Origin of the sequence: Bifidobacterium miconis, assembly GCF_019331735.1 — a bacterium.
Classification (GTDB): Bacteria; Actinomycetota; Actinomycetes; order Actinomycetales; family Bifidobacteriaceae; genus Bifidobacterium; species Bifidobacterium miconis.
Genome location: NZ_JAHBBH010000048.1, coordinates 1 through 20,396 on the forward strand (window position 1 = coordinate 1; position 20,396 = coordinate 20,396).

General features: G+C 62.5%; 19 protein-coding genes and 1 pseudogene. 13 read left to right on the forward strand and 7 right to left on the reverse strand.

Annotated features, from left to right (window positions below; all coding sequences use genetic code 11):
* Together KIH79_RS11430 and KIH79_RS11435 are read left to right on the forward strand one after the other, a co-directional pair.
* A pseudogene (locus KIH79_RS11430) lies at positions 1-245 on the forward strand (ABC transporter ATP-binding protein); the annotation flags it as partial.
* Positions 246-323: 78 nt separating this feature from the next.
* Positions 324-1,166: an HAD family hydrolase gene (locus KIH79_RS11435; RefSeq protein WP_236023826.1), complete on the forward strand. Its 843-nt coding sequence runs from the start codon at positions 324-326 to the stop codon at positions 1,164-1,166.
* 136 nt (positions 1,167-1,302) lie between these two features.
* Here the strand turns inward: KIH79_RS11435 and KIH79_RS11440 are convergent, their stop codons facing one another.
* From KIH79_RS11440 to KIH79_RS11450, 3 genes are all read right to left on the reverse strand, one after another.
* Positions 1,303-2,154, reverse strand: a complete 852-nt coding sequence (locus tag KIH79_RS11440; protein WP_219059491.1) for an SDR family NAD(P)-dependent oxidoreductase — start codon at positions 2,152-2,154, stop codon at positions 1,303-1,305.
* 193 nt (positions 2,155-2,347) lie between these two features.
* Positions 2,348-3,163 carry an SDR family oxidoreductase UcpA gene (ucpA, locus tag KIH79_RS11445; protein ID WP_219059492.1) on the reverse strand — a complete coding sequence of 272 codons (816 nt, stop codon included), beginning with the start codon at positions 3,161-3,163 and terminating at the stop codon, positions 2,348-2,350.
* A gap of 189 nt (positions 3,164-3,352) precedes the next feature.
* Entirely contained in the window at positions 3,353-3,793 is a 441-nt protein-coding gene (locus KIH79_RS11450; RefSeq protein ID WP_236023827.1) for a MerR family transcriptional regulator, read from the reverse strand.
* A gap of 100 nt (positions 3,794-3,893) precedes the next feature.
* Here KIH79_RS11450 and KIH79_RS11455 point away from each other — a divergent pair, with 100 nt between their 5' ends.
* The 4 genes from KIH79_RS11455 to KIH79_RS11470 all read left to right on the forward strand — a co-directional run bounded on the left by KIH79_RS11455 (position 3,894) and on the right by KIH79_RS11470 (position 7,695).
* Positions 3,894-5,117, forward strand: a complete 1,224-nt coding sequence (locus tag KIH79_RS11455) for a hypothetical protein (RefSeq protein ID WP_219059493.1) — start codon at positions 3,894-3,896, stop codon at positions 5,115-5,117.
* Positions 5,118-5,120: 3 nt separating this feature from the next.
* On the forward strand, positions 5,121-5,330 hold the full coding sequence (locus tag KIH79_RS11460; RefSeq protein WP_219059494.1) for a hypothetical protein: 210 nt from the start codon (positions 5,121-5,123) through the stop codon (positions 5,328-5,330).
* 270 nt (positions 5,331-5,600) lie between these two features.
* The gene (locus tag KIH79_RS11465; protein ID WP_219059495.1) at positions 5,601-6,581 is read left to right on the forward strand and encodes a uroporphyrinogen decarboxylase family protein; all 981 of its coding nucleotides are present in this window, start codon (positions 5,601-5,603) and stop codon (positions 6,579-6,581) included.
* 67 nt (positions 6,582-6,648) lie between these two features.
* Positions 6,649-7,695 (forward strand): LacI family DNA-binding transcriptional regulator, encoded by a 1,047-nt coding sequence (locus tag KIH79_RS11470; RefSeq protein ID WP_219059496.1) that lies wholly within the window; start codon positions 6,649-6,651, stop codon positions 7,693-7,695.
* A gap of 30 nt (positions 7,696-7,725) precedes the next feature.
* Here the strand turns inward: KIH79_RS11470 and KIH79_RS11475 are convergent, their stop codons facing one another.
* The gene (locus tag KIH79_RS11475) at positions 7,726-8,931 is read right to left on the reverse strand and encodes an MFS transporter (protein WP_219059497.1); all 1,206 of its coding nucleotides are present in this window, start codon (positions 8,929-8,931) and stop codon (positions 7,726-7,728) included.
* Between the two features lie 204 nt (positions 8,932-9,135).
* On the opposite strand from KIH79_RS11475, the gene KIH79_RS11480 reads away from it, so the two are divergent.
* From KIH79_RS11480 to KIH79_RS11490, 3 genes are all read left to right on the forward strand, one after another.
* Positions 9,136-9,966 (forward strand): AraC family transcriptional regulator, encoded by an 831-nt coding sequence (locus tag KIH79_RS11480; protein ID WP_219059498.1) that lies wholly within the window; start codon positions 9,136-9,138, stop codon positions 9,964-9,966.
* Positions 9,967-10,316: 350 nt separating this feature from the next.
* Entirely contained in the window at positions 10,317-11,846 is a 1,530-nt protein-coding gene (locus tag KIH79_RS11485) for an extracellular solute-binding protein (RefSeq protein ID WP_219059499.1), read from the forward strand.
* 143 nt (positions 11,847-11,989) lie between these two features.
* Complete coding sequence (locus KIH79_RS11490; protein WP_219059500.1) at positions 11,990-14,278, forward strand: beta-galactosidase; 2,289 nt, start codon at positions 11,990-11,992, stop codon at positions 14,276-14,278.
* 75 nt (positions 14,279-14,353) lie between these two features.
* On the opposite strand, the gene KIH79_RS11495 is transcribed toward KIH79_RS11490, so the two are convergent.
* Complete coding sequence (locus KIH79_RS11495) at positions 14,354-15,202, reverse strand: aldo/keto reductase (RefSeq protein ID WP_219059509.1); 849 nt, start codon at positions 15,200-15,202, stop codon at positions 14,354-14,356.
* 98 nt (positions 15,203-15,300) lie between these two features.
* Between KIH79_RS11495 and KIH79_RS11500 the strand changes: the two genes are divergently transcribed.
* On the forward strand, positions 15,301-15,525 hold the full coding sequence (locus KIH79_RS11500) for a hypothetical protein (RefSeq protein WP_219059501.1): 225 nt from the start codon (positions 15,301-15,303) through the stop codon (positions 15,523-15,525).
* A 48-nt stretch (positions 15,526-15,573) separates the two neighbouring features.
* Here KIH79_RS11500 and KIH79_RS11505 read toward each other — a convergent pair whose 3' ends face one another.
* Positions 15,574-16,239, reverse strand: a complete 666-nt coding sequence (locus tag KIH79_RS11505) for an alpha/beta hydrolase (protein ID WP_219059502.1) — start codon at positions 16,237-16,239, stop codon at positions 15,574-15,576.
* Between the two features lie 131 nt (positions 16,240-16,370).
* On the opposite strand from KIH79_RS11505, the gene KIH79_RS11510 reads away from it, so the two are divergent.
* The 3 genes from KIH79_RS11510 (at position 16,371) to KIH79_RS11520 (ending at position 18,915) form a co-directional block, all read left to right on the forward strand.
* Positions 16,371-17,429, forward strand: a complete 1,059-nt coding sequence (locus tag KIH79_RS11510) for a tRNA (adenine-N1)-methyltransferase (protein WP_219059503.1) — start codon at positions 16,371-16,373, stop codon at positions 17,427-17,429.
* 177 nt (positions 17,430-17,606) lie between these two features.
* Complete coding sequence (locus tag KIH79_RS11515) at positions 17,607-18,164, forward strand: SixA phosphatase family protein (protein WP_219059504.1); 558 nt, start codon at positions 17,607-17,609, stop codon at positions 18,162-18,164.
* A 100-nt stretch (positions 18,165-18,264) separates the two neighbouring features.
* A complete protein-coding gene (locus tag KIH79_RS11520) occupies positions 18,265-18,915 on the forward strand; it encodes a response regulator transcription factor (protein WP_219059505.1) in 651 nt (216 codons plus the stop codon).
* Here KIH79_RS11520 and KIH79_RS12980 read toward each other — a convergent pair.
* Positions 18,879-20,156: a sensor histidine kinase gene (locus KIH79_RS12980; RefSeq protein WP_236023829.1), complete on the reverse strand. Its 1,278-nt coding sequence runs from the start codon at positions 20,154-20,156 to the stop codon at positions 18,879-18,881. The genes KIH79_RS11520 and KIH79_RS12980 overlap by 37 nt on opposite strands.
* Positions 20,157-20,396: the final 240 nt, after the last annotated feature.

A 20,396-nucleotide genomic window follows, 5' to 3' on the forward strand; every position in this document is an offset into this window, starting at 1 on the left:
TGACGCACCGGCTCGAGGAGATTCCGGCCGGCTTCGACCACATCGCCATCATGGGCCGCAAGCCCGTGTCCGCCGAGGACGCCACCGAGGACGGCATCGACGCGATGGGCAATCCCTCGGCCGGCACCATCGTCTACACCGGTCCGCTTGAAGAAGGCCTGACCGATGAACGGTTGTCCGGCCTGTTCGGCATGCCGATCGAAGTCCAGCACACGCACGGCCGCTGGGCCGCGTACGCCGTGTGAGACGCAACCGCCGTACGGCAGCGCGCAGCAGGCAGCGCACACCGCACGCAACGCATCCGACCATCGCAAGGAGGCATCATGGTTTCAGGCAAACTCGTGTTCATCGACATCGACGGCACGCTGGCAGACGAGCACCATCGCGTGCCCGAATCGGCGCAGGCCGCGTGCCGGCAGGCGCAGCGCAACGGACACAAGCTGTTCATCTGCACGGGCCGGTCGCTGCCGAAAATCGAGCGTAGCATTCTCGATCTCGGATTCGACGGCGTGGTCTCATGCGCGGGAGCGCAGGCGAACGTCGGCGACAAGATCCTGTTCGAGCATCTCGTGCCGGCCGAGGCGATCGACGCGGCGATGGCGTACTTCCGCAAGCACCACATCGAAACCTACCAGTGGCAGGGCGCGGACGGCATGTACATTTCGGAAGGCTATCTGCGTCATCTTCAGAACGGACACACCGCGTGGGGCAGCGACGAATTCGCCAAATACTGGCACATGATCGACGACGTCGAGATTCCGGAAGGCTCCACGCTGGGCCAGGTGCTGAAGACCAGCAAAGGATCGTACTTCACCGGCCCCGACCCGGACGTGACGTTCGAGGACGTCAGACGCGACATGTCGCCGTGGTTCGAGCTCGTGCACGGCTCGTACGACAAGATCTCGCCGAACAACGGCGAACTGCTCATCAACGGCGTCGACAAGGGCAGTGCGGTGCGCGACGTGGCCGCGGCGCTCGGCTACGGCATCGCCGACACGATCGCGATCGGCGACTCCGACAACGACACGGCCATGCTCAAGGCCGCCGGCACGTCCGTCGCCATGGGCAACGCCACGCATGGCATCGAACGATTCTGCGACATCGTCACCACCGACATCCACGACGACGGTCTGGCGAACGCGTTCGCGACGCTTGGCCTGGTATGACGGCCGGTGCTGCGACGATGTCGCTGCGTTGCGTTGGCCGGCATCCTGCGGATTGCGGTGATGCCGGCCAACATGCGGGTAGAAGCGCTCATGCCGTGCGAATCGTGAGCGCTACGGCGATGCGCTACGGCGATGTTTAATACACGGAGTATCCGCCGTCGACCTGCAGGTTCGTGCCGGTGACGTAGCTGGACGCGTCGCTGGCGAGGAACAGGACGGCGGAGGCGATCTCCTCGTTGGTGCCGAAGCGGTGCATGGGCACGGGCGCGACCATCATGTCGTGCGCTTCGGGCACGATGCGCCCCTCGAAGATGCCGGACCACACGTATCCGGGCGAGATCGCGTTCGACCTGATGCCGTACGGGGCGAGCGCCGCGGCCAGATAGCGCGCATATTCGTAGATGCCGGCCTTGGTCGCGCCGTACGCGGCGACCGGGGAGGGACCGCCGGCGATGAAGTTCGCATTGTGCGCGGACAGCGACGACGTGAAGATCAGCGAGCCGCCGTGGTTGTGCTCGCGCATGATGTGCTGGGCGATCTGCGCGGTCAGGTACGCGCCGGTCAGGTTGATGTCGATGGTTTTCCGCCAGACCTCGTACGGTTCGTCCGCGTCGTCGCCGGGCACGTTTACGCCGGCGTTGAGAAACGCGACGTCGACGGTGCCGAGCTTGTCGACCAGCCGGGTTTTCAGTTCGTCGACCTGCGTCTTGTCGGACACGTCGCAGTACAATGGCACGACGTTGGTTCCGTATCGTTCTGACAGTTCGGCCGCGAGCGGTTCGAGCGTCTCCCTGGTGCGCGGCAGGTCGACGATCGCCACGTCGGCGCCCGCCTCGGCCCACGCGGCGGCCGTGTTGCGACCCAATCCGCCCGCGCCGCCGGTCACGAACCCCTTCTTGCCCTTCAGCGAGAACCGGTCCATGATGCGATGCGCCGGATCCTTCCACTGGTCGAGCGGATACTGGTCGAAAATCGTGGCGTCAGCCATGCTGATCCTCCGTCCTGTCGGTGAAGCGGCACCGTCGCCGCCATCGTCACAGCGAGCCTATCACAGCCGGCGCGATGATCCGTGCGATTCGTACGCCGGCTGCGAATGTGTGCATTTAGGCGCGCGACTGTGCTACGCGAACCGCAAGCGGCACATCGCGCCGAGTGCCCGGTTCGTGCCGGTTTGTGTCGAATCAGTTGGTGCCGATGCTCATCGTTTCGGGCAGCGTGCTGCCGCCGTCGATGACCATCTGCGCGCCGGTGATGTAGCTTGATTCGTCGCTGCCGAGGAACGCAAACAGTTCACCCACTTCGGTGGGCTTGGCTAGACGCTTCATCGGCACACCGGCCGCAATGTCACGGATCGCCGACTCCGGGTCGGCCGGATTGGATTCGATCGCCATCTTCTCCACCATCGGCGTGCGCGCATAGCCGAGCTGCGAACAGTTGACGCGGATGTGGCGATCCGCGTATTCCACGGCCAGACACTTGGTCAGACCGACCAGCGCGGCCTTGGTCATGGCGTAGGCCGCCTCTCCCGCGTCGGCCACGATGTCGCCGGTGACCGACGAGGCGATGACGATCGAGCCGCCGCCGTTGGCGAGCATGTACGGAATCACCGCCTGGCAGCTGTTCCACACGCCCTTGATATTCACGTCGATGTGGAAGTCGCGCATCTCGTCCGTCATGTCTTCGAACGGGGCGAGCCGGCAGACGCCGGCGTTGCAGCAGGCGATGTCGATGGTGCCGAACGTGTCAGCCGTGCGCTTGGCGGCGTCGATCATCTGCGCCTTGTCGGCCACGTTGGCCGTGATGGTGATGATGCGCGCGTCCGGGTGCAGTCCGCGGATGCGCGCGGCCGTGTGTTCGACGTCGGGGGAGAGGTCGACCATGCAAATGTTCGCGCCGTATTTCGCGTACACTTCGGCGATGCCTTCGCCGAGTCCCGCCGCGGCGCCGGTGATGATGGCGGTTTTGCCTTCGAGCTTGCCTTGAATATGCTGACCCATGATGCGCTCCTTTGCGTAGTTGGCTTCGTCGCGTCGGCTGCGATGGCGGGCGACGGGGGCCGACCGCCGGTGCGGTGTCCGCCGACGACCCGTGACATCCTCATTGTAATGGTTTGGCGGAGGGAGATTCGGGAAGAAACGCGTGCGATGCACCAATCCGAGTCGCTCTGGGCTCTTTCTGGTTGGAGGTTATTGGAGATAGTTTTGTCCGGCATACAGCGACCAGTCGGGCTTGGGCGTGCCGTCGATGTAGCTTTGGCGGATACCCTTGAAGAAGTGCAGTTTGCGTAGGACTTGCTGGTGCGCATCGTGCAATGCCTGCTCCTGCTTGATGATCTCCTGATGACGGTGCTCGAGCAGGTCGACCATGGCGTCGATGTTCTCCCGTTCGCCGTTTTCATAGGCGAAGAAGCGTTGCAGCTCGTCGATGGTCATGCCGGCCCGCTTGAAGCACAGGATGGTGCCGAGCCGGTCGATATGCCAGTCGGTGTAGACGCGGCGTCCGCCGGCATTGCGTTCGACGCCGGGCAGCAGGCCGGAATCCTCGTAGTATCTGAGTGTGGACTGTTCGATGTGGAAGCGGTCCGCCACGTCCTTGATGCCGTATGTTCTGACGTTCATATCGTTCATGACTTCCTTGCCTTTGCGTGTCGGGTCTTGACTGGAAGTGTACTTGAAGAGATTGAATTAACGTTAACCAAACGGTGTTTCGCAAAGGAGTGAGGTCATCATGAAACCGTTGGACGATTACAGTTTCATCAAGGGATTCAACTACGAGTACGACCGGTACGAGCATGACGTCATGGAGCGCGACTTCACGTACGCGCAGCGACTGACGCTGAACAGCTGCCGTCCGTTCTTCCACATGAGCCGCTGGAAGGAGGACCGTGAGGGTTTCCTCGCCGAGATCCGCGATCTGGTGCGCACGGCCTGGTCGAAGGGCATCTCCACGACACCGATTCTGATGATGCCGTATTTCACCGACGACCAGAAGCCGTACTGGTCGGCCCCCGCGCACAGCAACGCGCCGATCCCGGGCTGCTACGATCCGGCGAACTGGGCGATCGGCGACGCGTACGTGGCCGACGTGGTCAACACGCTGAAGGACGAGCCGGGACTCCTGTTCTGGGATGCGTACAACGAGCCGGGCTGGCACGGTTTCCTGCAGAGCGTGGACGATCCGGCCGAACAGGCGCGTCGTTTCGATCTTGTCTGGGCACACGTGCGGCATGTGATCAGTGTGATCCGCGAGAACGATCCGGTCAACGCGATCGGCGTCGGCCATGTGCGCGTTGAGGACAACGAACTGAGCGGTACGGCCGCACTGGCCGACATCATCGTCTACCACGACTATCTGCAGTCCTCCCGGCTTGTCGAGGAATCCTGCCGCAAGGCCGTCGAGATGGGCCGCAAGTACGGCAAGCCGGTCATCAACAACGAGACCGGCTGTATCTGCCGTGCCAACCCGTACGAGCTGGAAATCAGACTGTGCAACAAGTACAGCATCGGCTACTATCTGTTCGAGCTGATGATCCCGGCCGAAACGAACCAGTGGAGCCGCGTGCACGGCATCGTCTACCCCGACGGCACCGTGCGCGACCCGTCGATCGTGGCCGCGATCCAAGGCTTCTTCCGCAACCGCTCCGACAGCGCCATCCTGCCGGATCTCAACCAGGAGCACGAGGTCGACCACACGCTGGCGATCGTCAAGGAACGACTCGAATTGTCGGCGAGAACCGACCGCGAGCATCAGGAGGCCACGGCCGACGACCTGCTTGACGCCGCGGAACGCTGCGCCAACCTGCTGGAGGCCGGCGAAATGGTGCCGATGTATTACCCGCCGACCCGTCGCATCGAGGAGATGCGACGTGACCCGCACAAGGATCTGATGAAGATCCGCAATTTCACCTACGAACTGGCCCGTCAGCTGCAGGCCAAGGGACTGGTGCTCTGAACTATGGAATCCGCTTCCCCCGTGCCGGCGTCCGTGCCGTGGCTTGTCTCGCGCATCGGCGTTCACGGCAAATCGTGGGTGACGGTGCTGTCGTTCGCGTTGGCCGTCGTCAGGCAGGTCGGTTTTCTGATTGCGGGATCGTCTCCGGGCTTCAATGCGATCGGCAAACTGCGCAGTGACCCGTGCGGACGGTCGGCTGGCCGTGCGTCATGATCAATATGAAATAACGTTGTATCAAATATATCGAACGACTTCTTGCTTGGGAAATATGTTGTTTTCAACATCGTATAAGAAACGGATATATCCGATGTGGATGTCACCTCCCATCGCCGGGGTAACGTTGTACCTAATTCACCGGGAAAGATGATTCGATACAGGACTCCGGACTGGACGAACCGACTGCCGTCGGTCCGCCGCACTCCCGGAATCACTCGAATCGTTCCCCGCGTGAAGACTGGACACAACATTGGCAAGGAGTGCGTGGTGAACAAGCGGGAACGGGTGCTGGCGGCGCTGGCGGGCGAGCCGGTCGATCATGTGCCGGCGGGATTCTGGTTCCATTTTTCCGGAGCCGAAGCCCAGGGCGAAGAAAACGTGCGGGCCCACCTGCGCTATTGGCGGCAGACGGACCTGGATTTCGTCAAGGTCATGTGCGACGGGTTCTTCGCGTATCCCGTGCCCGACGAGGTCGTGACCGAAGGCCGTTGGGATCTGGTCCGACCACTGGATGCCAATGATCCGTTCATCGCCGGCCAAGTCGAGCGCGCCAAGCGGATCGTCGAGGGCGTGAACGGCGAATGCTGCGTGTTCTACAACGTGTTCTGCCCGCTTTCCTCGCTGCGCTTCGCGTTCGAGGAGCGCGGCCGCAGCTACGACGACCTGACGGACGCGCTCAAGCGTGATCCGCTGCCGGTGATGCGCGCATTGGACGCGATCGCGCTGACCAACGCGCTGCTGTGCGAACGGCTCGTCGAAGAGGCCGGCGTGGACGGCGTCTACTACTGCGTGCAGGGCGGCGAGGCGACCCGCTTCACACCCGAACAATACCGGAAGCTGGTCCGTCCCAGCGACCTGTACGTGCTCGAACACGCCAACCGGTACTCAGACAACAACATCCTGCACATGTGCGGGTGGGCCGGCGCCACGAACCAGCTGGAACTGTGGCGCGACTATCCGGTACGCGCGGTGAACTGGGCGGTATTCGTAGAAGGACTGTCCCTGATCGAAGGACGTGAATTCTTCGGCGGCAAGACGGTGATGGGCGGCTTCGAAACCCACTGGGACGGCACCACGCGACGCGGCATCATCTACACGGGCACGCACGACGAGATCCGCAACTACACGCGGTCGCTGATTCTCGACCACGGCAAGCGCGGCCTGATTCTGGGCGGCGACTGCACCGTCGACGCCGCGATCGACTGGAACCACATCCGCTGGGTTCTGGAAGCCGCGCGCGAACTGTAAATCACGGTAAACCAAACCGTCATGCTAGCGTGGTGGCCGATACGATCGGAAGACGCGGAGGTATGGCATGGGCTTGCGGGTGACCATCAAGGACGTGGCGAAGGAAGCCGGCACGTCGATCAAGACGGTGTCCAACGTGCTCAACCAGTCCGGCCGCATGCGACCGGAGACCCGGCGGCGCGTCGAGGACGCCATCCGTCGTCTCGGATACACGCCCAACGTATCGGCCCGAGCCATGCGTTCCGGCGGATCGAAGCTCATCGGACTCAACATCGCCGGATTCAGCCAACCGTTCGGCGCGTATCTCGCCGACAGCGTGATCGCGGCGGCCAAACGACGGCAATACGGCGTGATCGTCAACACGTACAGTCGTGATAAAGGAGGTCTTGCCGGCAGCATCGCCGACACGTTGCGTCTTGGAGCCGACGGCTGGATCTTCGCCGCCGACCGGGCGCTGACCGACGGTGGAAGCATGCTTGACCAGCCGTATCCGATAGTGTTGGCTGGCGACTATCTGTCGTACGGGAAATGCGATTCCGTCACGGTCCCCAACGCCGAATCGTTGCGGGCGGTCACGAAACGGTTTCTTGACATGGGCTATACGCGCGTCGCGCTGATCGGCTGTCCGCCGAACGTGTCCAGCGAACAGTACATCAGGCAGTGCCGTGAGGGCGCGCAGTCGCTGCGCATGCAGGGCTATGTGCGAGCGTTCGAGGAGCATGGCATGACGATCGACTGGCGGTACGCGATCGCGACGTTCGGCTGGGACCGGCGATCCGGCGTGCGCGCCGTCGCGGACATGCTCGACCGGCTTCCGCTTCCGCAGGTCATGCTCTGCCTCAACGACGCGATGGCGCTCGGCGCGATCTACGAGCTGCAGGCGCGGGGACTTCGCGTACCGGAGGACGTGCAGGTGGTCGGATTCGACAACGTTCCCGAATCCGAGTATTCGGTGCCTGCCCTGACCACTATCGATCCGAACATCAGGGATTATGCCGAACACGCCGTGGGCATGCTGATCGAACGTGTCGAAGGATACGAGGGGCCGGCCCGATCCTATGTCACCGACTACACGCTGGTGGAACGAGCCACGGCCGAGTTCGGCCACGAATAGTACGCGACCGATGTCATGACTGCGACGCGATCAGTTTCCGGTCGATGCGTGACGCCTGCTGAGTGTGAGCACGCATGCGAGCAGGATGACGGCGAACACGGTGCCTGCAGGAATGCCGGTTTTCAGATCGTCGCCGTTCATGGACGCGACGAGGCCGACCATGGTGCCGCCCGCCGCGCAGCCGAGATCGCCGGCCACGGCGAACAGCGCGAACATGAGCGTACCGCCGCCGGGCATGCGTTCGGCGGCGAGCGAAAACGTGCCGGGCCACATGATGCCGACCGCGAAACCGGTCAACGCGCAGCCGATCAGACCGGCCAGCGGCGACGGCGCGAACGCGGCAAGCAAATACGAGACGACGCACAGCACGGAACTGCCCGCAATGAACGCGCGCAGGTCGATCCGATGCCCGAACACGCCGTAGCCGGTGCGCGACAGGGCCATCATCAGCGCGAACGCGGCGGGGCCGGCCAGATCGCCGACGACCTTGGTCACGCCGAGCGCCGACTCGGCGAACGCGCTGGCCCACTGGCTCATGCCCTGTTCGGCCGCTCCCGCGCACAGCATCATCGCGAACAGCAGCCAGAACACGGGGCGGCGCAGCATACGCCCTCCGTCGAGCCTCTCCACATGCTCCGGCACGATGCTCGGCATGGGGGCGCCGGCGAACATCGCGATGCCAAAGATCGGGACTACGGCCCACAGGCCCGCCAGCATCGGCCATGCGCCTATGCCGAACGCGTGCAGGAACAAGGTGCTGACGGCCACCGTGAGCAGCTGCCCCCATGAGTAGAACGAGTGCAGCAGGCTCATCATCTTCGCCTTGTGCCGCGTCGGGCAGGCCTCGACGATCGGCGACACCATGACTTCGATCAGTCCGCTGCCGAACGCGTACAACATCACGGAGATCAGGATCGCCGCGAACGGATCCGGCAGCACGAACGGCAATACGCCCAACGACAGGAGTCCCGTCGCCGAGACCGCATGCGCGGCGATGATGCACGGCTTGTATCCGATCCGATCCACGTAACGTCCGGCGAGCAGGTCGACGACCAACTGCGTGACGAAATTGACCGTGATGAGCATCGACAGCCGCGCCAGACCGATGTCGAACGTGGACGCGAACGTGACGAACAGAAGCGGCGCGTAATTGTTGATGATGGCCTGCGTGACGTACCCGTTGAAGCACGCGACGATCGTCCGGTCATAGCCGGAGCCGGTTCTCTCTTCGCTCATCGTCATCAACCTCGATTCTTGAGTCCCTTCGCGACCGCGGCGACCGTGACGGCGCCCCGTTCAGTCTATGCGATGCCGAGGAATCGGGAACGGCAAGCGTTTCCACGGATCGACGTCATCGTTCCGCGTCGAACAGCGCCGAACAGGCGTCAAATGTACGCGCGGGCATACGATATTCGGTATGACATTCGAATGGAGGCTCCCATGGCTGATCCGCTGAAGCTGTCCGTCGACGCCGACCTGCCGCTGCCGGATCTGCGCATCGTGTCGGTCGGCTATGAGCGTCGTACCGGCGATTTTGATTTGAGCTCTCCGACGCGTGGATACGCGATCGTCCACGTGGTCGTGTCCGGAACGGGCCACGTCGTCTATGCTGACCGTCAGCTGACGATCGGCGCCGGCCATGCCTTTCTGATACGGGAGGGGGAGCGTGTGCTCTACTATGCGGATCCGAAGGATCCGTGGGTGTACTGCTGGCTTGCGTTCCGAGGCCCGGACAGCGATGACGTGGCTCGCAGAATCGGGTTTGCGGACGGCCCCGCCATCCAGGTCGACGATACTGATGAAGTGCTCAAGATCGTGTCGCGCATCCTGAAGGAACGACGGATCGTCTCGAGGCGACCATTGTTGTTGCAGGGATTATGCATGGAGGCATTGTCCATGATCGGCGAGGGGTCTCATGCGATGTTCGACGCGTCTGGCCGGTCCGGCACTCCACTGGTGCGCGAGGCGATCAATTACATCGACGCGCATTTGGGAGATCCGGCCACTGTGCAGTCAGTGGCCGACCACCTGTTCATCAGTCTGGAGTACTTGTACAAGCTGTTTCTGAGGGACCTGGGCGTCACGCCGAGTGCGTTCATCGCCCGCACGCGTCTGTCGCAGGCTCAGGAGCGGCTCGGCAGGGAAACCACTTCATTGGGGGAGATCGCGCTGGCCTGCGGGTATGGCACCGCGTATGCAATGAGCAAGGCGTTCTCTCGGCATACCGGCATGAGCCCGAGTCGCTGGCGCAAGCTGCATCGTTCCATCTGATCGTGGATACGAATCCGGAACAAGTTCACGATTTCGTCAGGGGAAGTGCGCCGGAGGAGGACCAGCCTGCCGATCCTGATACCCGGTTGCACCTTTTTGCACTCATGTTAACAAACCGTCGATTCGGCCTATGATCGCGTCAGCAAGGGGGATATTCTCGATTGCAAGAGGTCCGGCCACCGGGAAGGGCCTTGGAGCAGTGGCAAGGAAGCAAGTGATTCCAACGTTGGAGTCCGTAGTTAAGGAGTGGAACGGTGTACGCAGGACAACATGGCGGAACCCGCCGCAACAGTAAGACAAGCAGGGCGCGCATCATCACCATAACCGGTGCCGTAATGACATCGGCCATCATGTTAACTGGATGCGGTACCGACACGGCCACGAATGCGGACGTTCCCGTCACCGTCATGGTCGTGCAGTCGTCGGATCAGATGTCGGTCGCGAAGATGGGCTGGACCAAGCAGGTCGAGAAAGCATGCGGATGCGAGATCAAATGGCAGAGTGTCGATGCGAAGTCGTTTGACCAGCAGCGTTCCACGAGTCTGGCTTCCGAAACCGTGCCCGATATCGCAATCAACGCGTTCAGCTATGATGATGCGCAACGATTCCCGTATTTCGAAGACTTCAATCAGCATCTTGACGCCATGCCCAACGTCAAAGCGTATCTGGAACAGATACCGACCGCACGCAAGTTGACTGAAAACGAGAACGGCAACCTGTACGTACTTAAATCCTATGGCGGCAAGGGATTCGCCGTATCCGCGCAGTATCTGATGATCAACAAGACATGGCTTGACAAGCTCGAACTGGATATGCCGACCACATGGGACGAATACATGAACGTGCTCGAAGCGTTCAAAACGCGGGATCCCAACGGCAACGGAAAAGCAGACGAAATTCCGCTGAGCCCCAAGAAACTCGATACCACGTCGTTCGGTTGGGCAAACCCGTTCCTCCTGCTCAACTCCACAGGGATCACTACACACTTCGCCACCGGCGGATGGTCCAACCAAGGTATTTACGTCAAGGACGGCAAAGCCGGCAACTTCATGACCGACAATCGCTTCAAGCAAGTCATTTCCTATTTGCACACGCTCATGGACAAGGGCCTCATTCCCAAGGACGCGCTCACCAAAGATGACTCCAAATACAATGCCGAACTCTACGCGGATGGCAAAACCGCGCTCGTAGGCAGCGCGTTCGGCTGGGGAGCCTCCGACTTCGGCACAGGCCTCGAAGACGAATACGTCGCCATCCCCACGCTCAAACCCACCGCCGACACCCCCGATCCGGAGCTTGTGTGGGATATGAGCCGCGACCAATACGCATTCGCCAGCAGCACCGTCATGAGTGCTAAAGCCGTCAACAAGCAGACCGTGTACAAGATCATCAACAGTTTGTTCTCCGAAAAGCTTGGCGTACAGCAATACCGCGGCACGATCCCCGAATGGGTCACCGACGAGGGCAATCACCGGTACAAGGTCGCAGACAAGTTCTGGGACACCGGCACCATGGGCAAGCGTGAAGCGACCGAAGGCGGATTCGCCGGCTGGATTCCCGACGAGGTCGAATGGGAGGACGAAATCAACATCGATCGCCTGAAGAAAATGGACGCGGCCTATCAGGACATCTACAAGAACATCGATCCAACCAAGGACGTTATGCCTGTCAACGTACGCCCCACTTCCGAACAGATCACCACGTTGTCCAACAACAACACAGCCATCTTCGACTACGCCGTCAACAAAATCGCCACATGGATCGCCAATGGCGGCATCGACGGCGAATGGGACGAATACGCCAAACAGCTTAAGGCATTGGGAATCGACGACAACGTCGCGATCTGGCAGGAAGCATACGACAAGGCAACCAAAAACTAATCAAAACAGCCACGCCGAGTATATGCATGCAGCGCCTCCCTCCACATCAAACAAGCAACATCGCATAACGACACCGGCAATACAATGAATGCGGCCCCGCACCACCGACGCGGGACCGCATTCCGCATACCAAGGAGCATCCCATGCCACAAACCCATGGCCATACGGCACCGTCACCGTTGCCAACCTTCGCCGAACGCCTCGCCGCACAAGGTTCGATGCTGTACGGCGGCGACTACAACCCCGAACAATGGCCGGAGGAGGTGTGGAAGGAAGACATGCGCCTGTTCAAGGAGGCAGGCATCAACGAAGTCACACTCAACGTATTCTCATGGGCACAGCTGCAGCCAAGCGAGAACGAATACGATTTCAGCAAGCTTGACCGGATCGTGCGCACGGTTTCCGACGCGGGCATGTCTATCGTCATGGCCACGTCCACGGGCGCACTGCCGGCATGGATGAGCCTACGGCACCCCGACGTCAACCGCGTCGACGAAAAAGGCCGCAAAATGCGCCACCGCGAACGGCACAACGCCTGCATCAACAGCCCGACATTCCGCACATACTCCGTGGCGCTCGCCGGCAAGCTTGCCGAACGGTACGGCGGTCTGCCCAATCTCGTCGCGTGGCATGTGGGCAACGAATACGGCGGCATGTGCTGGTGCGACACATGCACGGTCAGGTTCCGAGCATGGCTACGCGCCCGCTACGGCACGATCGAGGCCGTGAACGAAGCATGGAACTCGGCGTTCTGGAGCCACACCTACCACAGCTTCGACGAGATCTTCCCGCCGAACGAGCTGGGGGACATGACCGGTTGGAGCGGCAAGGCAATCCTCGGCGGGTATTCGCTCGACTACCAGCGGTTCTACGGCGAGTGCGTGCTGGAGTCGTACAACGAGGAGAAAGCCGCGATCCGCAGGTTCGACCGGGTCAATCCTGTCACGACGAACATGATGGGCACGTATCCGACGTACGACTACTTCCGCTGGCGTGCGGGCTTGGACGGCAACGGTAACGCCCACGGCGTGGACGTGGTGTCGTGGGATTCGTATCCGCGACCGGACACGCCGGCCGCAAGCGTGGCGATGTGCCATGAGCTGATGCGCGGCGTGGGTGGGGGAGGCCCGTGGATGCTGATGGAGCAGACGCCGAGCCGGCAGAATTGGATGCCGTTCAACGCGCAGAAGCGTCCCGGCCAGATGCGCCAGTTGAGCTGGCAGGCCGTGGCGCATGGCGCGGACACGGTGCAGTTCTTCCAGCTGCGGCAGAACCGGGCCGGCTGCGAGAAGTTCCATGGCGCCCTGATCGGCTCCGACGGCACGGACCGCACGCGCGCGTTCCGCGAATGCGCCGCGCTCGGTTCGGAGCTGAAGCGCGTGTCCGGACGGATTCTCGGCAGTCGCATGACGCCGGCGCGCGTGGCGCTGGTGTTCGACTGGCAGTCGCGCTGGGCGATCGACCTGTCGGCCGGTCCCACGATTTCGATGGACTACGTGGCCGAAGTGCAGTGTTGGTATGCGGAACTGCATCGTCGCAACATTCCTGTCGATATCGTCGGTCCGTATGATGAGTATGATTCGTACGACGTGTTGCTCGCGCCCTGTCTGTACATGATGCGCGCATCGCTCGTCACGCGTCTGCGCCGGTTCGTGGACCATGGCGGGCGCCTGCTGTTGACTGCGCTCAGCGCCCTGACCGACGAGCACGACAGCTTGTACCAAGGTGAGATTCCGGTGCCGTTGCGCGACTTGGCGGGCGTGTGGGTCGAAGAGACCGACGCGCTCGATCCGGATACGTCGGTGGTGCCGCTCAGGTTCGCCGATGCGGCGGGCGCGACGGATGCGGCCGATGATGCGCGTGAGGGCTATACTGGGACCACTCCCGTCATTGCAGACAGTGCGAACGACGCAGCGGGCCCGCACGGCCGTGTGCTGTTCGACGTGCTTGAGGCTGATGAAGGTACAGAGGTACTCGCCACCTACGGCAGCGAATACTATGTTGGTACGCCCGCCTTCACGTTCCGCCCGAGTACGGGCAATGGCGGCGTGTTCTATGCGGCCACATTCCCCGACGATGCGGCCATGCCGCTGTTCGTCGACCGTCTGCTTGACGGCACCAATATCGCCGGTCTCACCAACGGACCGTTGACCGGGGTCGTCGACTCGCGTTCGATCGTGCCGGATGCCACCGTGCCGTCTGATCTGCGTGTCGTCGACCTTGAGGTCACGCGCCGCGTCGCCGCCAACGGTACCATGTTCACCTTCGTCATCAACCCGGTCAACGTGCCGGTCACGGTCGACCTGCCGGCCTCGCTGACCGGACGCGACCTGCTGACCGACACGGATGTCACGCCCGGCGAACGCACCGTCGAACCGTTCGGCGTGCTTATCGTCGAATCCTCGACGGCAACGGCCGGACAGACTGCATAAGCGGGTTATAAGCCAAAAGCCGGTGTGCGGGCGAATCGTTCCCCTCGGTTCGCCCGCACACCGGCTTATTTGTTTTCAGGCTTCTTCATGCCAGCGGGGGTTCTGGCCGAACGTGTAGCCTTCGGGATTGTCCATGGCGGCGATGTCGCGCATGTCCTGCTCGTCGAGCGCGAAACCGGTCAGGTCGAGGTTGGCGCGCTGGCGTTCGCGGTGCAGCGACTTGGGGATGGCCACGTCGCCCAGTTGCAGGTGCCAGCGCAGGATCGCGGCGACGGGGGAGACGCCGTGCTTGTCGGCGATGCGCGTGATGGTCGGATCCTTGAGCATCTGGTTGGCTCGTCCCAGCGGGCTCCATGCTTCGGTGATGATGCCATGGGTCTCGTCGTAGGCGCGCTGTGCCGACTGCTGGAAGAACGGGTGCAGTTCGATCTGGTTGACTGCCGGCGTGACGCCGGTGGCGCGGATGAGCAGGTCGATGTGGCCGGACAGGAAGTTGCTCACGCCGATGTGCCTGACGATGCCCTGCTTCTGCGCGTCGACGAGCGCCTGCCATGCCTCGACGAACTGGCCCTGCGACGGGTTCGGCCAGTGGATGAGATACAGATCGATGTAGTCGAGTCCCATGCGCGCGACGGATTCCTCGATGGTCGTACGCGCCTGATCGTACTGGTGGTGACGGCCGGGCAGTTTCGACGCGACGATGATCTGCTCGCGAGGCACATCGGATTCGCGGATCGCCTTGCCGACAATGCCCTCGTTCTCGTAGTTGAACGCGGAATCGATGAGTCGATAGCCGACTTCCAGCGCCGATTTGATCGCCTCGGCTCCGGCGAACCCGTTCACCTTGTACGTGCCGAATCCGATCGCGGGCAATTCCAGCCCGTCGTGCGCGCGGCGCACGGGAATGGCCGGCGGTTCAAGCATGGTCATGATGATCGCTCCTTGTCTCGAAGTATCGGAGAGATGTTGGTATTGCATCATCCACTATAGGGATTTTCCGTTCGGCACGTATGATGAACGGCATGGACGAACGATGGATGAGGGCGTTGCGGGCCAAGGGCATCAATGTCGGCGGGCAAACGAGCGAGACTGGTGGCAACGGTCGACGAGCGAAATCGCACACCGACACGGGCCTGTCCGGAAAGCCCGGAAATGCGCGGCACCAATCGCAACCGGTTTTCGCCGAACGAGCCAAGCCGTTCAAGGCCACCGGCCACAAAGGCGGCATCAGCCGGCAGGGCAACTGATGCACGCAGGCATGCCAGAGGACCATTGACGTAGTATGCGACAGGCGATCACAGCGATCGTACGAACGCGCGAATATCGTCGATCTCCGCGTCGTTGATGGCGTGGGCCATGCCGGCATATTCGCGGAACGTCAGATGACCTGTGGCCTCCAGCACGTTGCGGGCGTTGCGCTGGTCGTCGAGGGGAATCGTGCGGTCCTCGGAACCGTAGGCTAGAAAGCATCGTGTGGGGGAGTCCAGACGGGCGTTTTCCTCGCCCTTGAACGACGGGCTGAGCAGGATCGCCGCATCGAACATTTCGGGATATGCCTGCACCATTCGGTACGACATATATCCGCCCTGCGAGAACCCGATCAGCCCCTTCTTCCGATCGGCAAACAACGGGGAACCGAGCAGTTGCTTCACGGCTTCGCCGACGGCCGCGCATTCACGTTGCCGCTCCTCGACCCCGCAGCCGTCCGGATACCAGTAGTTGCCGCCCATGTACGGCCTCGCGTAAGTGCCGCGGAACGACAGATAACTTGGCTCCGCCGCATATTCGGCGGTCAACTTGGCCGGTATCGCGGCGCCGGACGCGGCATGCGCCGCCCGGTCCGCATACACCGCGTCAATGATCCGTACCATCTCGCTCTCGTCATTGCCATACCCGTGGAACATCACGAACAGCGGATCGGTGCCACCGACATTGATCTGACTGGTCATCTTCAAACGCATGATCATCACCTCTGTCAACGAGTGTAATGGAGGAGCCGGTTCCCGGGATTATCTGGAGCAATCCCGGGAACTGGATACACTGGTATCCGCTTCCACAGGACCGGATACCGGAGAAACAAGGAGAGACAGTCATGCAGGAACGTCGCGGGGCGCTCAGGGCCGGCGAGAAGGTGCAGTTCACCGACCGCAAGGGCAAGAAGATCACCGACCAGTTGGTCGCCGGCGGCTCCACGCAGACCGAGCACGGCCTCATCCTCCATGATGACGTGATCGGCCGTACGGAAGGCATCGTCGTGACCACCGTCACCGCGAAACGCGAGGCGCAGGTCAACCAGGTGCATCCCGAACGCGACCAAAACAAGCCGTGGAAGGCCGCGCGCGCGATCGGCGGCTGGGACTATGTGGTCATGCGTCCGCGCCTGGCCGACTACGTACTGTCGATGCCGCGCGGTGCGCAGATCATGTATCCGAAGGACATCGCGCAGGTCATCCAGCTCGGTGACATCCGCAAAGGCCTGCACGTGCTCGAGTCGGGCGCCGGCTCGGGCGCGATGAGCGTCAACCTGCTCGACGCGGTGGGGGAGACCGGCCACCTGACCACGATCGAGCTGCGCCCCGATTTCGCGCGCGTGGCCGAGGCGAACGCGACCCTGTACTACGGCGAAAAGCCGGCGTGGTGGGATCTGAAGACCGGTGACTTCGACTCGGTCGCGGCGAGTCTGCCGGAGCACGAATACGACCGCATCATGCTCGACATGCTCGACCCGTGGAACCGGCTCGAACAGGCCTACCGCGTGATCGCTCCCGGCGGTGTGCTCGTCTGCTACATCACCACGACCACGCAGATGTCGCGTCTGGTCGAGGCGCTGCGCGATGCCGGCCGCTGGACCGAACCGGACATTCAGGAGACGCTGGAGCGCAGCTGGAAGGCGCAGGGGCTCGCCGTGCGCCCGGACCACCAAATGATTGGCCACACCGGGTTCCTCGTCGTTTCGCGTGCGATGGCGGAGGGATTCACGGCGCTCAAGAAGCGCGACCGCGTCACCAAGGATACGACCACCGACATCGACTCGCTTACGGACGAGGAACGCGCCGCGCAGCTGGAGGATCTCGAACTGCGTGATATCTCCGACCGCAAGCTGCGCAAGGTGCTGCGCGATCTCGACACGCAGGTCGGACATCTTTCCTAAACGATTCACCGCACGGTCCCGGTCCTTGCGGAAGCCGCTTTCCGATTGACTTTCACGAGGACCGACCCGGTCGGCGACGACGTCTTCAGCACAACACGCGGTCCGAAAGTTCACTTTCATCGGCCATAATATAGGGCAGTTTTGAATCGTATCGATTGAGACCAAAAAGAGGGACGAATGGCCGTCAAACCGGGCAAGGCAGCGAAGAAAGCGAAAGCCTACCAGCACATCCTCATCATCATGCGCCACGCGAAGGCCGAACCGTTCGGCGTCAACGGCGACCGCGACCGTCCGCTTGCGGACAAGGGCCTCAAGCAGGCGAAGGCGGTGGCCAAGGGCCTGCTCGACATGAAGCTCGTCCCCGACCGCATCGCCTGCTCGGCCGCGCTGCGCACGCAGCAGACCTGCGAGAAGATGCTCAAGACCTTCGGCGACGCCCCCAAGGTCGACTACCGGCAGAGCCTGTACGACGGCGGCATGCAGGCCGTGCTCGACGAACTCGCCCATACCAAGGACAAGCATCGCGTGCTTATGGTGCTCGGACACGAGCCCACTGTGTCGATCGCCAGCCAGTGGCTCGCCTCCGCGGATTCCGGCCCGGCGACCATCGACCTGCTCAATCTCGGCATGTCCACCGCGTCGGTGGCGATCTTCGGCTCGGACAAGCCGTTCAGTCAATGGCAGCTGCACGAGGCTGATCTGCTCGCCGTCATCACGCCGAAGGACTTCGACTGACGGCGCGGATTCCGTACGGCATCCGCGCATGTTCCGCGACGTGTTTCGCGGCCCGGCTTGCCTGCCATAGGATGCGCGTCGTCCGTGCGAGAATACCGGTATGACTTCGATCGGCATAGTGGACAACGACCGTTTCGCTCTGGCCATGCTGGCGCAGACGATAGGTCGCGCGATGTCTGGAGCGCGTGTGGTCTGGGCCGTCGAGTCGGGCGCGCAGGCGCTGCATCACTGCCTGTACGACAAGGCCACCATGCCCGACGTGCTGTTGCTGGACATGTCGCTCACCGACGTCGACGGCGTCGACGTGTGCCGCCGCATCCGCATGGCGTCGGATCGTCCTCCGATACTGGGCATCACCTCGTATGCGCTCGATCATTACCGTCAGGCCGTGATCGACGCTGGCGCGCAGGGACTCATTCCCAAAAGCTCGACGCCGCGCGAACTGGCCGAAGCCATACGCGTCGTGGCCGCCGGCGGCGTCATCGGGGAGGGGTTCACGGACGCGGTCACGGCGCATCGGTCCGTCGTCTCCGCCTCGCAACCGGCCGAGGCCCTGTCGGAGCGCGAGCGGCAAGTGCTGGACCGGTACGCGGCGAACCGTTCCACTGACGAAATCGCCGAGGAACTTGGCATCAAGACGTCCACCGTGTTCGTGGTCGTCGGCCATGCCAAGGCCAAGCTGAAAGCGGCCACGCGAGCGGAGGCGATCCGCATCTACCTGGCTTCGAGACACGCCGACAGCACCCACTGACCATCCTCGACACGGGTATGCACGTCGACGCCCATGCGCCGGTACCGTTCCAGTCCGCTGCCCAGCCCGTCGGCCGCGTCATGCCGTCGGGGAACGTCCGTCGCCGTGATAATGACGGCCGGGCCAGTGCCGCCGCGGCGGTCCGCGGCAGCGAACGGGTCGTCGGCCTCGGCGATCGACACCGCATAGCCGCACGCCGGATCGCCGTGCTTGGCAATGTTCGTGTAGATTTCCGACAGCAGTCCGGTCAGTTCGTCGAACCTGCGGTCGCTCAGGCTCGGCAGGACGTCCGGCAGCGTCGTCTGCCCGGCAAAGCCGAGCGCGTGCAGCCGGTCCTCCTGCTCGTCGACGCACGCGGCGATGCGCTCGACTATGTCCGTATCATGCGCGAGAGAACGTGACGACGAACCCGACGGCGTTGCCGGCGCATCGTCGAGCGTCGTGATGACCTGATGCGTGCCGTGCAGCGCATGGTCGATGATCGTGCGCAACTCGCGCAGTTCGGCTGTGGCATCAAACGGCGTTGCGTCATCGTGCGTTCCGTATTCGTCGCGATTACCGCGGCTACTACGCGCATCGTCGCGTCCGTCGTCTTCCGTGTCGTCGAGCGACGCGAGATCGCGGTCGATGCGCATGATCGCGTATGCCAGATCGTTCGAAATCCGGTCGTGCAGCACCATGGCGATCCGCTCGCGCTCCGTCTGCCGACGCACCTGCTCGGCCAGGCGCGCACGATCCGCGCTCCAGCGCGACGCGACGCCGATCGTCAACGCGAACACGCAGTACGCGAACGAGACCACCACCGAATCCGACAAACCGAGACCGAACAGCAGCTTGCGATCAACCATCAAAGCAGTGACGCCAAGCACGGCGGACAGACACGCCGCCAGACGACTGTCCGTCCAGATCACCGCCACGACCATCGGCATCGCCAGCGAATACGAGTACGACATCGGAAACGGCGACACCAGACCGACGCAATACAGCGTGACCACCAGCCACGCGCCGGACTGCGGCGCGAACGGCAATACGACCAGCGACGCCAACGCCAGCGTCGGAATCAGCAGATACGACAGCAAATGCCCGTCCGGCCAGCGCAGCACGGTCTCCGCGATCACGCACGCCGCCGTTGCGGCACAGCCGACGGCAAGCCAACGGCGGACGGACGCATCCCGTGAAGCGTACGTGTCCGATCTGGCGTACCCGAACGGTTTTGCGAAGCTGGCGACATGCTTGGTCATGCACCTTATTGTCGCATCATTGCCTCGCCGCGGCGCCCGTCACCCGCCGAACGGCATGGCGAACGGTGATGCCGAGACCATCTCGGGACGATGCGGGAACGGGCCGTGACAATGTGCGGACATGGTTCCTCCCGAATCTTACGAATGCAACCCGGCAAACCTATCACAGATCGGCCTGTCATAAGGCATCAGGACAACTTGGGTGTCGTTATAAGTCCGCTTTATGGCCTTTTGGTCAGC